Source organism: Paenibacillus violae, assembly GCF_032461945.1.
GTDB lineage: Bacteria > Bacillota > Bacilli > Paenibacillales > NBRC-103111 > Paenibacillus_E > Paenibacillus_E violae.
The window spans coordinates 276,162-290,866 of sequence record NZ_JAWCUD010000011.1; the positions used below are offsets into that span (position 1 = coordinate 276,162).

The window sequence follows — 14,705 nt, forward strand, 5'->3', positions numbered from 1 at the left end:
AAAATTAACGGAATTCCCTTGGGATCCGTCTCGCAATTCCTGTAGAAATTGCCGCCTGTACAACGCGATCTCTCACTCTTTTGACCACTTGATCATTAAAAACACTCGGTATAATATATTGTTTACTTAACTCATCCGCTGTGACAATTGAAGCAATGGCTTCTGCAGCTGCCAGCTTCATCTCTTCATTGATGTCCGAAGCACGACAATCCAATGCACCTCGGAACATCCCAGGGAAGCAAAGCACGTTATTAATCTGATTCGGATAATCCGAACGACCCGTAGCTACGACAGCAACAATATCTTCGATGAGATCAGGAATAATTTCTGGCGTAGGATTGGCCATTGCAAAAACGATTGGATCCTCTGCCATACTTTGTACATGTTCCCTTTTCAGAATACCGCCAGCAGAGACGCCGACAAATACATCAGCACCCATCAAAGCGTCTTGTAAACTTCCCTCACGTAAGAATGGATTCGTATGCTCAGCATACCATTGTTTCATAGGATTGGTATAGGTTTCCGTGCGAATGAGTATCCCTTCGACGTCTACCCCTACCAAATCCTTCACCCCTGCTGCTAGCAAAATTTTACTGACAGCGATGCCTGCTGCGCCTATCCCAGCTATAACAACACGCACTTCGTGAATCGATTTCTTCGCTAATTTCAGTGCATTAATTAAACCCGCATACACCACCACTGCCGTCCCATGCTGATCATCATGAAAGACGGGAATATCTAGCTCCTTGCGAAGTCTCTCTTCAATTTCAAAACAACGGGGTGAGGATATATCCTCCAAATTAATACCGCCGAAGGCCGTTGAAATATGCTTAATAGTTGTAATAATTGCTTCGGTATCTTGCGTCTCTAGGCAAATCGGGAACGCATCTACATCACCCAATTGTTTAAAAAGCATTGCTTTTCCTTCCATTACAGGCATTGCCGCTCTCGGCCCAATATTGCCTAGCCCAAGAACCGCGCTGCCGTCTGAAATAACAGCAACCATACTCCGTTTAATCGTTAGGCTGAAGGCTTTATTCGGGTCCTCATAGATTGCCATACTCACCCTTGCAACATCCGGCGTGTACACTCGCGATAGATCATCACGATTTTGAATCGGCGTTTTGGGAATAACCGAAATCTTACCACCAAGATGCAATAAGAAGGTACGATCGGAAATATGTACCACTTTGACGCCGGGCGTTTTTTTCAAAGCATCAGTCAAATCTGTCGGCGTAACAGAATCCGGCATATGGACTGTGATATCCCGAACTGTAACACCTCCGCCGTTACTTATGATATCAATCGCTGTGATATCACCGCCGACCGCTGCCAAGGATGTAACAGCTTCACCGAAGGCCATGCGATCAACCTTCATTTCTAACCGAATAATAACACTATTTCCCCGATAGTTCGTCGACAGTGACTTTTCCATTTGTATTTTCGATTCCTCCTTAGGTGTAGGCAAGGAAGGCCTACCTACTTCTAAGCAAAAACGATGCCAACAGAAGGCGTTACGATTCCCCATTGAATTAAATATCATTGAAATAGGAATAGACGCTTTTATGGTGATTATTGGTTGTTAATAATGAATCCCCCCCAATAAGAACATCTCAAATAAATGAAATCACGCATATTCCAAGTGGCACGCTTTTTGCTAGAGAAAGTAATTAGCAGTCCCCTGCCTCATTTGCCCACAGAAAGAAGGAAGCATGCATGGAAAAGGAAAAGATAGCTTCATTTATTGAAACAAATAAGGACATATGGATTCATGCCGCCCGAACCATTTGGGAAAATCCAGAGCTCGGACATCAAGAATTTAAAGCGTGTGAGCTGCTCACTCAATTATTGAAGTCCCACGGATTTCATGTTAAGACCGGCACCTCCGGTTTACCGACAGCCTTTCAAGCTATATATTCCTCTACAGTTCCTGGACCTACCATTGCTTATTTAGCCGAATATGATGCATTACCTGAGATTGGACACGCATGCGGACACAATCTCATTGGTGTAATGAGCGTAACCGCTGCAATCGCTTTAAAGAAAGCCGTTGATCAGTTTGGCGGAACAGTCATCGTTTTTGGAACCCCTGCGGAAGAAACTAGCGGTGGGAAAGTTACGATGGCGGAGCAAGGTCTATTCGATGCCGTCGATGCCGCCCTTATGGTGCATCCATCTCAGTTCTATGAGCGTAGTGGTGTGTCCATGGCCATGGAAGCTGTTCAATTTGATTTTATCGGAAAGACTGCCCATGCTGCAGCGAGACCACAAGATGGTATTAATGCGCTAGATGCGGTTATTCAAACATTCAATGCCATTAACGCCCTTCGCCAGCATATGACATCAGATGTTCGAATTCACGGTATTATTACACATGGCGGTACTGCTGCGAATGTTGTCCCCGACCATGGACAGGCGCAATTTTATGTTCGAACTCGAACAAAGAGCACACTCGGGACCATGGTTGAAAAAGTTAAAGACTGCGCACGAGCAGCAGCGCTTGCGACAGGGACAACATTACAGATATCCAATTACGAGCTCGGATATGATAATCTAATTACCAATGAAGCTTTATCTGAAGCTTTCGTTCAAAATCTCATCAATCTTGGTGTGGATCCCGCACAAATTCATCATGGGCTTGACCACGGATCCATAGATATTGGTAATGTTAGTCAACGAACGGCTGCCATACATCCCTATATTCAAATTCCTAACAGCCCCTATGGCGGACACACGATTGAGTTCAAAGATGCAGCAGGGAGCGAGAATGGCATGCAGGCTCTTTTGTTAGGTGCCAAGTCACTCGCATGGACCGGATATGATATTTTGAGCAATCCAAATCTACTGCTTAAGATTCGTAAAGAGTTTCTTGCAACGACAACCATAACTAAGGGGGAAGTCTAATGAGCATGCGACCAAAAATTGCAACGATAACTGTCCAATTTGATCTTGGAGCAGGTCGACGTGGTGCCAGCCAAGGCCCCAAGTCTATTTTACAGGCGGGTTTACTTCGCAGTATCCAAAAAATGGATTTGTCCATCGATGATATAACGGTTATCAGCTTAGGTGAGGTAGCTGCAACAGCTTTAGATGTAGAACAAGATATTACCAATCTGAATTATCTGGCAGAGGTCATAACCATTAACACTCAACTAGCCGAACAGGTGTCTCAAACCGTTGAACGAGGCGAATTTCCGCTAATCATTGGTGGCGATCATAGCATATCTATTGGCACACTTGCTGGGCTTTCCACACGCCACAAGAATTTAGGTGTCATTTGGATCGATGCTCATTCCGATCTTAACACCGCCGTTACGAGTCCCTCCGGCAACATTCACGGTATGTCACTCGCTGTTAGCTTAGGCATTGGGCACCCCCTATTGACGGAAATGAGAGGCTTACAGCCGAAATTGAAGCCTGAAAATATCGTCCTTATTGGCTGTCGTTCCCTGGATGAAGGAGAGAAAAAGCTCATTAGATCACTGGGAATTAAATGTTTTACCATGTACGATATTGACCGCAAAGGAATGGCACAAGTGATGCAAGAAGCCATTGATTATCTTAAAGAGCGTACGGATGGCGTTCACGTTAGCTATGACATCGATTCTCTGGATCCAAACGAAGCGCCTGGTACAGGCACCACAGTGAAAGGCGGACTCCAGTTCCGAGAAGCCCATCTTGCTCTAGAAATGCTGCATGAAGCAGGCATTGTCACTTCCGCTGAATTCGTTGAAGTGAATCCATTGCTCGATGTGAATAATAAAACCTCCCAATTAGCAGTTGGATTAATTAGCTCTTTATTAGGAAAGCAAATTTTATAAAATGGATAATAGGAAGCATTTAAGATTAGGAACCACCCTCTTTGGTGGAGGCCACTTATTGGACGACAACAAAGCCGTTTGGGGAACGCTTTATGATGCCGCAGTGGGAGGCGGTTTATCCAGCATGGGCGTAGAACAGCAAGTAAAACCAAACAGAAAACCGCGAATTGCTGTGCTCTGCTCGGCTGCACCGAGCTTGCAGGCCGCAAAACTGGCTTATCATGTTGATGATTGCGGCTTTTCAGGCTATGGCAAGCTGTTTCAAAAGTATGGCTTTGAACCACTATTCATTCCGATCGCCATCGATAACTACCAGAGGGCTGCATATGATGATGTATACATCGAGTTAATCGCCAATGTACAAGCGGTTTGGCTAAATGGCGGGGATCAAGCTAAGCATGCTCGATGCCTTCTCACTGATGAAGGTGAGGACACCCCTCTGCTGCGGGCAGTCCGCGAGGTCTATCATCGCGGAGGGGTCGTTGCAGGGTCAAGTGCAGGTGCATCCGTCCAAGGTACGTGGACGTATGGCGAGGGAACCCTGAGCGGTTATCGCGCAGGATTGGGGTTAGTGCACAAGTCGATCGCAAGCGCGACGCTTGTCGTCGAGGGGCAGCCTGATGTCGGCGGCTGCATGAAGGGCTTTGGCTTCGCGAGCGAGCTTAATGCTTGCGTGGATACGCACTTCCGCGAGCGAAGCCGGGAAGTACGGCTGCCCTTGGCTGTTCGCTCCTTGAACAGCAGGTTTGGGATCGGCGTGGATGAGAACACGGCGATCTTGATCCGGGCTGGACTAGGCAGTGTCGTTGGAGAGAATCAGGTACGGATTCTTGTAAACGAGCAGGCCAGCCGCCTTGGCCTGGGGTATTCCCTGCGGGCAGGGGATACGTTTGATTTTAACCTGTGCGTCGCCCGAGACCCACAGGGGGGCTTGTTAGTACCAAGTAGTTGAGAATTACAAACTATCGTAATTAATTATTCATATCGTTGTGAAGTGCCCCCGCTGTTCCTAGCTCAGCAAACGCTGATGGCTAGGGAGGCGGCTTATTTATTTCCTGGGAAGTCAACTCACAAAAACACAATGAGCCTCTCATGAAGAGAGACTCACCCAAGGTCAAAGCATATTCCTAGATCATGATTATAAGGTTTATTCCACAAACCTTCATTCGCAAAGCATTCGAATACATCGGCGGCATTGCGCAGTATTTTGAGCGACTTCAGCAAGTTAAAGACTAGCACTGGTTCCATCACTTCAGCTCAAATTGTCCCGCTTCGCAAGCTAAGCAAATCGTGTGATCGTTACCGATGTCGGCGATAGGCGTAAGAAGGAAATCATGTTATTTCGCCCCCTTTTCAAAATGAAGAGAGAACACCGGCTCTATGCCACCAACAATATGCCTGTTGCGATTTCTCACCGGTGGGTAATGGTACGCTTGGAGCAATTGCTTCTCACTTTGATTAAGAAAACCGAGTTGTGCGAGTGTTTCAATGGCAGCTGGGTAGGCTGCCCGATAATTGCCATCATCAATTTTAAGTGCGATGCCAATCCCTTTATCCACGAGCCCCATACAATATACACCTTCAGCTCCCCCCTTAGCAATAATGCGTTGCGGAAGCGCATTAATTAAATCCGTACATAGCACATCCAATCCGCCGACCATTTCCGGTTGTTCCATCATAGCGGCCGCAATTTGTCTCACAGCTAATTTCAACGAATAACTCTCGATACTATTCGGATTGGCAAATAACTGAAAGACACGCGCTAATTTATACAGAGGTAAGCCAAACGTCGGTAAATCACAGCCATCCGTTCCAATTTCAATTTCCTCCGGCGCCAATTCGGCTAATTCACAAAGCGTATGAAAAACACGTTGTTGAACCGGGTGCTCAAGCTCGCCATAACGGGCTATATCGCTGTGCAAATGAAGAGCAAGCGCCAACATGCCTGCATGCTTCCCCGAACAGTTATTGTGCACCGCTGTGGGTTTTTTCCCTTGTGCCAGCAACGCCTCGTAGCTGGCGCCATCGTAAGGTGCATGTGCACCGCAACACAGACGGTGTTCATCAAGTCCAATCCGCGATAGCAAAGAATGGACCGCTTCAACGTGCCTTTCTTCTCCATTATGCGAGCCGCAGCAAATGGCGATATCCTTGGCGCTCATCAAGAATCGTTCCGCTGCGCCAGAATGAACGAGCGGTATCGCCTGAAGCGGTTTCAACGTCGAGCGAGCAAATGTGAGGCGCCTTGGGTCACCCAGGCTTGCGATAAGCTGACCCGAAGCATCCACAACGGCGATATGACCCGTGTGCTCGCTTTCGATTCTATTTCCTCTTTTGACAACGACTAACCTTTCCCCCACAGGCCTCACCCCTTTATTAGTTTCTTTCATTCTTCGTCGTATAAATGGCAAGCAACTTGATGACTAGCCCCGCCTACCTCTTGAAGTTCAGGGCGAACTGTCCGGCAGCGATCCATAACGTGAGGACATCGTGTCGAAAAAGCACAGCCAGATGGCGGATTTAGAGGCGAAGGCACTTCCCCTTGCAGTATAATCCGTTCTTTAACTTCACGAGGACTTCCTTTCGGAATAGCTGAAAGCAGCGTTTGCGTATAAGGGTGGAGCGGCGTCTCATAAAGGGACTCAACAGGTGCAATCTCCGCCATCCGACCTAAATACATTACACCCACTCGTGTACACAAATGTCTTACAACCGCTAGGTCATGGGATATAAACAAATAGGTCAACCCTAGTTCTCGCTGCAAATCCTGCATAAGATTAAGGATTTGAGATTGAATGGAAACGTCTAAAGCAGAGACAGGCTCGTCGGCAACAATCAGTTTAGGCCTCAAAATTAACGCCCTTGCAATACAGATTCGCTGCCGCTGACCACCTGAAAATTCATGCGCATAACGATTGATATAAGTGCTGCTAAGTCCACAAAGATCCATGACTTCGAGAATTTGGGACCTACGTTCTTCATGGCTGCCTATGCCATGTGCTTGAAGGGGCTCTGCTAGGATACGCTCCACCGTTAATCTCGGGTTTAGAGATGAATACGGATCTTGGAACACCATCTGCATGTTCTGCCGTTTCTTCCTTAATTCGTGAGACTTCAATCCAATAAGTGATTTCCCTTCAAAATGTACAAGACCCGAAGTTGGAGGAATCAACTGAAGTACGGCTCTCCCCGTTGTTGATTTACCACAACCCGATTCACCCACAATGCCAAGCGTTTCACGTTCATTCACATCAAAAGAAACATCATCTACGGCTTTTACAAATGTCTTTGCGCGCTGAAAAATACTCGATTTAACCGGAAAATGCACTTGCAAATTTCTAACTTCGAGCAATGGCTTATTCATAAACGATGGCCTCCTTGCCGTGATGAAGTAAGCAACGGCTCCGATGCTTCACGCCTACTGAAACGAGCTCAGGACTCGTCGTGCGGCATACATCCAGCACTTCAGAACAACGTCCAGCAAATTTACAACCTGAAGTAATAGTTCCCGCTGGCGGCACTTGCCCAGGAATGGAATACAACCGATCACGTTTATCACCCAGCTTGGGGATGGAGGCAAGCAAACCTTTCGTATACGGATGCTGCGGATCATGAAATAGCGTATCGACATTCGCTTCCTCAACAATTTCACCAGCATACATAACGACGACATAGTCACACATTTCAGCTACAACCCCAAGATCATGCGTTATTAATAAAATGGATGTATTCGTTTTCTGCTTAAGCTGACGCATCAAATCTAGAATTTGGGCTTGAATGGTCACATCGAGAGCTGTCGTCGGCTCGTCGGCAATTAACAGCTTGGGCTCACATGCAAGCCCCATCGCGATCATGACACGCTGGCGCATGCCGCCAGAGAGCTGAAACGGATAGCTCGCATAAACCTGCTCGGCTTGTGCAATACCAACCGTGCGCAGCATCTCAATTGAGCGCTCCTTGGCCGCTTTCTTGGATACCGCATTATGAAGCAAAATGACCTCATCCAGCTGCTTACCTACGCGGATAACAGGATTCAGCGAGGTCATGGGCTCTTGAAAAATCATCGAAATGTCATTACCGCGAATTTGCTGCATCTGACTTTCTTTGAGCTGGAGCAAATCCTGTCCGTTATACAGGATCCGACCATCGGCTATGCGCCCTGGAGGACTTGGAATAAGCCCCATAATCGAGAGTGAAGTAATACTTTTCCCGCAACCGGATTCACCAACGACGCCTACCGTTTCACCCGCATCAATGCCAAAGGATATGCCATTCACCACCGAAACTTCCTTGCCTTCGACTTTAAAATTAACCCGTAAATTCTCTACTTCAAGTAGTTTTTTGTCCATGGTGTGAGTCCTCTATTCCTTGAGTTTCGGATCTAATGCATCCCTTAGTCCGTCCCCGAGTAGATTAAAGCAGAGTACCGTAATCACGATTGCTATACCGGGAAAGAACAATGGAAAAAACTGTTGCATAGAGTTGTTTTTCGCAGCATTCAGCATCGATCCCCATTCTGGCGCGGTGACGTCGCCTCCAAGTCCAAGATAGCTTAGTCCAGCTCCAATGAGAATCGCGCTTCCGATGCGCATCGTTAGATAAATCATGACGACAGATAGCGTACCTGGGAATATGTGTCGGAAAATAATGACTGAATCCTTGACACCAATGGAGCGAGCGGCTTCCACATACGTCATTTCTTTTAGGGAAAGTACACTTCCGCGAACGATTCGAATAAAAATAGGCACCGTGAACACAGCGACTGCCATAATAATATTAACCATTCCTGGTCCAATAACGGCCACCACGAAGATGGCGAGTAAAATACCTGGGAAAGAAAGTAAAATATCAGAACCGCGCGAGATGAGCCTATCGGTCCAACGACCGTAGTAACCAGCCAACAAACCAAACACGATACCAAGAACGGCACCAATACATACAGAAACAAATCCAATAATTAAGGTTTGACGCGTTCCAACGAGTACACGACTGAAAATATCTCGGTTGACATGATCGGTCCCAAACCAATGACGAGTGGAAGGCTCTTGATGCTTGAAAATCCCTTCTAACGCGATCTGACTCTGGGATAGCTTTAGCTGCGTCAATCCAATATACGTATTTCCTGCACCAACAACGAAGGGAACCAAGGAAGAAACAGAGCCATAAGAAATTTTGATAAGTCCCGCTCCTTCTCTAACAGCCCGAACCTTGCCCTCCTTGTCAACGGATACGATCTGCGGAGTTATGGACTCAAATTGCAACCCTGATTCCACTTTCTTAGCGCTGCCTGTCACGAAGCCATTATCTTCCGTCTGAGTCTTCTGCCCATGTGACTTTGCGTAGTCAGCTATAGCCGCAATCCCCTGCAGCTTCATACCATCCGTAAGAACAATCTCTGGCTGAAGTTGAAAGGAATCCCCCACGGCTTGTTCCTTCGCTGGGGTCGACGCGGTAACGTTTGCAGGAATAGGTTGACCACTTTGATCCGATACACCTACTTGTATGGCCGAACATGCCCCCTCCGAGCAAAATAGAATCGCCGCAGTTCCACTTGAAACCGCCATCACTTTCGCACCCTGATCATTGAGGGATGCCTTTGCGACCTCGGAGTGGTCACTGCTAGAAGTCAGCTTCACCAAATCTTTCGCTCCGATTTCGGTTCCTTTGCCTGTAATTCCCCTTATTTGCACATCACGGCTGGTTAGATCCTCCACAGAAATACCCTTTGCCGCATACTGCTCAGTGACTGGAACACCAGCATCATATGGCGCAATCCATGGACCGAACAGTCCAATGAAAATAATAAGAATAATCATACATCCAGCGATAACAGCTAGACGCTGCTTCAAAAATTTATTGAGAAAGAAACGAAAAGGAGAGTAAGGCTTCGTCTCGTTTGCGTGCATGTGAATCTCCTTTACTGATAACGAATTTGCGGATTCAAAAAGCTATAACCTATATCTACGAGCAAATTAATGACGAGAAATTGGAACGAAAACAACATAATTAATGCCTGAACAACGGGATAATCCCTGGTTACGATGGCATCTACCATAAATAATCCTAATCCCGGATAAACAAAAACCGTTTCAACGACGGAGGCGCCGCCAGTACGTATATAATCCTCACGAAGCACTTCTAATACACTAGAACGAGTAAATCTGGCAATAACCGCAGCAACTCCTAGTCCAAGCGTTAGAGAAGGCAATATTAAATGCGAGATTCCCCCTGCACCACCAGAAGGCAACCAGCCCAGTTTGACAGAAAAGACTTCGACTAGTATAAGGCCAAACCAAAATTCAGGTACACTCAGGGCTGTAATGGATGCAATCATACCCATCCTATCCCACACTGAATTTCGTTTTACAGCCGATATCATACCGATAACTAGACCCAAGATAACAGCCCAAATCATGGCCATAAGTGTCAAAATTGTCGTCGCTTTAAGACGTTCCATAATTTCTTTAGACACATTGCTCTTCGAATTATAAGACTTCCCGAAATCGCCTTTCACCAGCACCTGATACATATACCGCCCGTATTGGACATATAGCGGATCATCGAAGCCCTCGAGCTTTTTATACTTCTCATAGGTCGCTTTATCCAAATCGTTTCCATATAGAATCCGAATGGGATCGGATGGGGTCAAATGGATGAGCAGAAACGAAATGATCGATACGATGAGTAAAATAGGAATCATGCCTAATGTGCGTTTAATCATATATAAGTACAAGCTACTCACTACTTTCCTCGTGGAAATGGTTGAGAAAAAGAAACCAAATCCCTAGCTCTCGCCAAGGATCTGTTACACCTATTTTTTTACAGCATTGTTCACATCAACATAGCCTGTTGGAAGAAGTACAACATTGCTGACATCTTTGCGTTTACCAATAATGGATTCTGGAGAAAGCAGATATAACCACGCGGCATCTTCATACACGATTTTTTGAATCTTGTCATAGTTTTCTTGCGTTTTCTTAGCATCGGATGAACTTAGTGCACCGTCAAGCAAATCATCGACTTCCTTGTTGATATAGAAAGTATCGTTATTATAGCTTGGCGGGATGCGTGTAGAATGGAAGTTTGGACGAAGTCCCCAATCCGCTTCACCCGTTCCAGGTGACCAACGACCGATATACATGTCGATGTCTTTTCCAGAATCTAGCTTATCAAATAGCGTCCCTGACTCCATGGGTACGACTTTCGCATTAATGCCGATTTTACCTAATTGGATGGAAACATTCTCAGCGATGGCAACAAATTCGGTATCATTACGCGTCCAAAGTGTTGCTTCAAAGCCTTTCTCGAAACCACCTTTCTTCATAAGTTCTTTTGCTTTTTCTACATTAAACTCATATGGCTTTTGAGCAGCGTATCCAATAACGTTTGGAGCAATCGCAGAGTCAGCAACTCGTCCATAGCCATTTTCTACTTGCGCAATCATTTGTTCTTTATTTACTGCATAGTTCATCGCTTGACGAACCTCTTTATTGTATTGTGGCAGTTTGTTGTTAGCACCAACGTAGAAAACGTCCATACTTGGGTTTTTGCTAATATCGATTGTTGTATCTGCACTTAGTTCTTTCGCGCTTTGAGAAGGCACATTTTTCACAACATCGAGCTCGCCTGTTTTCAACATATTGACACGTGTGCTGGCTTCTTTAACTGGTTTGTATGTAACGCTCTCCAGCTTGGCTTTGTGCTCCGCATCCCAATACCCGTCATAAGGAACCACTTTCACATATTGCCCATCTTTCCATTCTGCAAATTTAAACGGACCTGTGCCAACTGGATTACGATCCATATTGTAGTTTGGATCATCCTTCTTCTTCTTCAGCTCGGCTGGGGAAAGAATGGATGCTGCAGAATGCGCCATGTATGCAGCCATTGCTGAATTTGGAGATTTGGAGGTAATCGTTACGTGCGTATCATCAACAACCGTTATGGAATCTACGAACTCAAAAAAACTGGCACGCGCTTGTTTATTGGCTTTATTACGCACGAAATCCAAGCTATCTTTAACGCCTTGTGCGGTAAGTTTGCTGCCATCATGGAAGGTTACATTGGGGCGAAGGGTAAATGTAATGGATTTGGCATCTGCACTTAACTTATAATCCGTTGCTAACTGCGGAACCACTTTCATGTCTGCACTCAATTTCAATAAGCCCTCAAACATACTGCCCTGTACTCCAGAAGAGTTACCATCTGTTGCATTATAAGGACTCAGAGATTTAGGCTCGGCTTCAATACCAACAACAAGAGGTTTAGCAACAGCTTTCGGCGCTTCCGTTGCTTTAGCAGTTGTAGTCGCTACGGGCGTCGTGCTAGTTGCTGGTTTGTCTGTTGTGCTGCATGCGCTTAATCCGATCAACAAAAGCATACTTGCAAGTGCAGTGTTCATGACTTTCATCTGTTTTTTCAAAGTAATCTCCCCTTATCCGTATTTTAATGATAGAATACCTTCCATAATCATGTCAGTCTGCAGGAATCATTCCTCACACTTTTAATTTAAGCAAAAACCATGCCAACTCAGCGACAACAATAAAATTCACAAACATTTTATAAACTCCAATCAAAAAGCACCAAATAACCACCATGATGAATATCAATTTAACCATCATCTACTCAAGAGAGCCAATCCCTATTATAATGGGTTTGTTAATGGTTTTTAATGGGGAGTCCATTTAATTCAATTATAACATCACGAGGTGAAGGGGCATGTCCAATCAAAAGAAAGAGCTCATTTTATTAGCTGGAACAAATGACACACGCAAGACCCTGTCTGCACAATTAGAAGAGGTCATTGGTGATTGGTTTGACATTGAAAGCTATTCCTTAGAAGAGAACTTCCCTTCACCATTTAGAAATAAACTTATCATTCTCACTTCCTATTTATTAGAAGAAGATTTCAAAGATGCAATCGGCGAAGGCTGCCACGTGCTGGTTGCGAAGCGTGTCATCAACTACGAATATATCGATAAATTGCTCGCTATCCCCGAAGGAACACGCGCACTCTATGTGAGTGATTATGCGCAGAATTGTTATGATTCCATCTCCATGCTTCAGCAATTAGGTATTGATCATATTGATTATATACCGCATTATCCAGGCTGTAAGCCCGCACCTGACATCACTTACGCGATTACACCAGGTGAATTAGGCTTAATCCCGCCATTTATTACAACCGTCATCGACATCGGCACCAGACTCATTGATATTACAAGCATGATGGAAATCCTGTCACATATCGGTCTGCTTGCCGAAAAAGGTGAAAGTATTTCTTTTAAAAACATACGCAGTATTATCGATTTAAATAAAAAGCTCGCAAGATCAAACCGAGAATCTGAACATTTAAACAAGCACTTTAAGCGTGTACTTGATGGCGTTGATGACGGGATCCTCGCGATTGATGAGTTAGGCCGAATCACCGTGTTTAACGAGATCTTGGAAACCGTGTTTAAGGTATCTTCCAAACAAGCCATTGGGCGCCTTTTAAAAGAAGTCATTCCGAACCAGGATTTGATCACTTACATCCTTGCAGATCATACGGAAGAAAGTCGTTGTTTTACATTCATGCAAAATGAGTTTATCGTACAGCGCTTCATGCTGCAAACAGAAAATTCTACCGTCGCTACCTTCAAAGACATGAACCAGACGATTAAAATGGAAAGAACATTGCGTCGGGAGCTGGTGAAAAAGGGCTTTGTCGCGAAATATACGTTCCAAGATATCGTCGGGAGCTCCCCCGCCATACAGAATACCAAACTCATTGCAGGCAAGCTCGCTAAAACAGATTTAACCGTACTCATCGAGGGTGAAAGCGGCACAGGAAAGGAACTGTTTTCCAGCGCGATTCATAACGCTTCGTTCCGCAGCAACGCTACCTACCTCGCCCTTAACTGCAGCTCGTTGCCTGAGGATTTGATGGAGAGTGAGCTTTTCGGTTATGAAGAAGGCGCATTTACAGGCGCTAAAAAAGGCGGGAAAACCGGGGTTTTCGAGCAAGCGAATGGCGGCACTATTTTCTTAGACGAAATTGGCGATATTAGCCTGAAGCTTCAAGCCAGGTTGCTGCGCGTCCTGCAAGAGAAAGAGATCATGCGAATTGGCGGAAGTAAAATCATTCCTATTGATGTACGGGTTATCGCTGCTACGAATAAGGATTTGCTCAAAATGATCGAGCTCGGTAAATTCCGTGAGGATTTGTACCACCGACTTAAAGTATTATACCTTCACTTGCCAGAGCTTCGTAAACGCAAAGAGGATTTTATGGAATTAATTCAACATATTATTCACCTGAGTGGACGTAATAACGTCAAAATTTTACCCGAAGTGATACATCGTCTCTCGCAATACGAATGGTATGGCAACGTCCGAGAATTGAAGAATACAATAGATTATATGTTGGCTGTTTGTGACAACTATACGGTTACGTTAAACGATATCCCTGACACTCATTTCTTCCAGCGACCTTCATCATCTGGGGTAAAGGGGGATCTCATGTATCGGATTGAATCTGGTACCGCAGCAAGTGTAGAAATTCCCATAAAGAAGGCTGTTGGCGGCGTTGTCGATGATAAAGACTTGCTCATGATTCTGCAAACGATCTACACCTTCAACCAATCTGGGGAATCCATCGGTCGAAAAAAAATTGCTGAACAGACACGCTGGTGGAATAAAGAACTTACCGAACAGCAAGTCCGCCACCGTATTGAGCTACTAGAGCATCAAGGGTATATCTTAATTTACCGTGGAAGAAGCGGCATTAAAGTGACTCAGACCGGCTTGAACTGGATGAACTCTCTTACTTCCGAGGTAACATCTGGCATGTAATTTGCTTATGTACAATTGGGTACCGAAGCCGTGCAAGAAGGCAAACTTGAC

The 14,705-nt window shown here is 45.4% G+C and carries 11 protein-coding genes; 4 read left to right on the forward strand and 7 right to left on the reverse strand.

Going from position 1 to position 14,705, the window contains the following annotated elements:
- Nucleotides 1–4 precede the first annotated feature (4 nt).
- Complete coding sequence (locus RQP52_RS27635) at nucleotides 5–1,435, reverse strand: NAD-dependent malic enzyme (protein WP_315954826.1); 1,431 nt, start codon at nucleotides 1,433–1,435, stop codon at nucleotides 5–7.
- A gap of 281 nt (nucleotides 1,436–1,716) precedes the next feature.
- Here RQP52_RS27635 and RQP52_RS27640 point away from each other — a divergent pair, with 281 nt between their 5' ends.
- Genes RQP52_RS27640 through RQP52_RS27650 form a run of 3 tightly spaced genes read left to right on the forward strand, consistent with a single transcriptional unit; the run spans nucleotide 1,717 to nucleotide 4,773 of the window.
- A complete protein-coding gene (locus tag RQP52_RS27640) occupies nucleotides 1,717–2,904 on the forward strand; it encodes a M20 family metallopeptidase (protein WP_315954827.1) in 1,188 nt (395 codons plus the stop codon).
- Nucleotides 2,904–3,821 (forward strand): arginase, encoded by a 918-nt coding sequence (gene rocF, locus RQP52_RS27645; protein ID WP_315954828.1) that lies wholly within the window; start codon nucleotides 2,904–2,906, stop codon nucleotides 3,819–3,821. The genes RQP52_RS27640 and rocF overlap by 1 nt, the downstream gene beginning before the upstream one ends.
- A 58-nt stretch (nucleotides 3,822–3,879) precedes the next feature.
- Nucleotides 3,880–4,773, forward strand: a complete 894-nt coding sequence (locus tag RQP52_RS27650; RefSeq protein ID WP_315954829.1) for a cyanophycinase — start codon at nucleotides 3,880–3,882, stop codon at nucleotides 4,771–4,773.
- A gap of 385 nt (nucleotides 4,774–5,158) precedes the next feature.
- Here RQP52_RS27650 and RQP52_RS27655 read toward each other — a convergent pair whose 3' ends face one another.
- The 6 genes from RQP52_RS27655 to RQP52_RS27680 form a co-directional block, all read right to left on the reverse strand.
- Entirely contained in the window at nucleotides 5,159–6,181 is a 1,023-nt protein-coding gene (locus RQP52_RS27655; RefSeq protein ID WP_315954830.1) for an asparaginase, read from the reverse strand.
- A gap of 26 nt (nucleotides 6,182–6,207) precedes the next feature.
- Nucleotides 6,208–7,185, reverse strand: coding sequence for an ABC transporter ATP-binding protein (locus tag RQP52_RS27660; protein WP_315954831.1), 978 nt, complete (start codon nucleotides 7,183–7,185; stop codon nucleotides 6,208–6,210).
- The gene (locus tag RQP52_RS27665) at nucleotides 7,178–8,170 is read right to left on the reverse strand and encodes an ABC transporter ATP-binding protein (RefSeq protein WP_315954832.1); all 993 of its coding nucleotides are present in this window, start codon (nucleotides 8,168–8,170) and stop codon (nucleotides 7,178–7,180) included. Before RQP52_RS27665 ends, RQP52_RS27660 begins: the two co-directional genes overlap by 8 nt.
- Before the next feature lie 12 nt (nucleotides 8,171–8,182).
- Nucleotides 8,183–9,727 carry an ABC transporter permease gene (locus RQP52_RS27670; protein WP_315954833.1) on the reverse strand — a complete coding sequence of 515 codons (1,545 nt, stop codon included), beginning with the start codon at nucleotides 9,725–9,727 and terminating at the stop codon, nucleotides 8,183–8,185.
- An 11-nt stretch (nucleotides 9,728–9,738) separates the two neighbouring features.
- Nucleotides 9,739–10,542 carry an ABC transporter permease gene (locus tag RQP52_RS27675; protein WP_315954834.1) on the reverse strand — a complete coding sequence of 268 codons (804 nt, stop codon included), beginning with the start codon at nucleotides 10,540–10,542 and terminating at the stop codon, nucleotides 9,739–9,741.
- Nucleotides 10,543–10,632: 90 nt separating this feature from the next.
- Nucleotides 10,633–12,243 carry a glutathione ABC transporter substrate-binding protein gene (locus RQP52_RS27680; protein ID WP_315954835.1) on the reverse strand — a complete coding sequence of 537 codons (1,611 nt, stop codon included), beginning with the start codon at nucleotides 12,241–12,243 and terminating at the stop codon, nucleotides 10,633–10,635.
- 296 nt (nucleotides 12,244–12,539) lie between these two features.
- Between RQP52_RS27680 and RQP52_RS27685 the strand changes: the two genes are divergently transcribed.
- On the forward strand, nucleotides 12,540–14,654 hold the full coding sequence (locus tag RQP52_RS27685; RefSeq protein WP_315954836.1) for a sigma-54 interaction domain-containing protein: 2,115 nt from the start codon (nucleotides 12,540–12,542) through the stop codon (nucleotides 14,652–14,654).
- Nucleotides 14,655–14,705 lie beyond the last annotated feature (51 nt).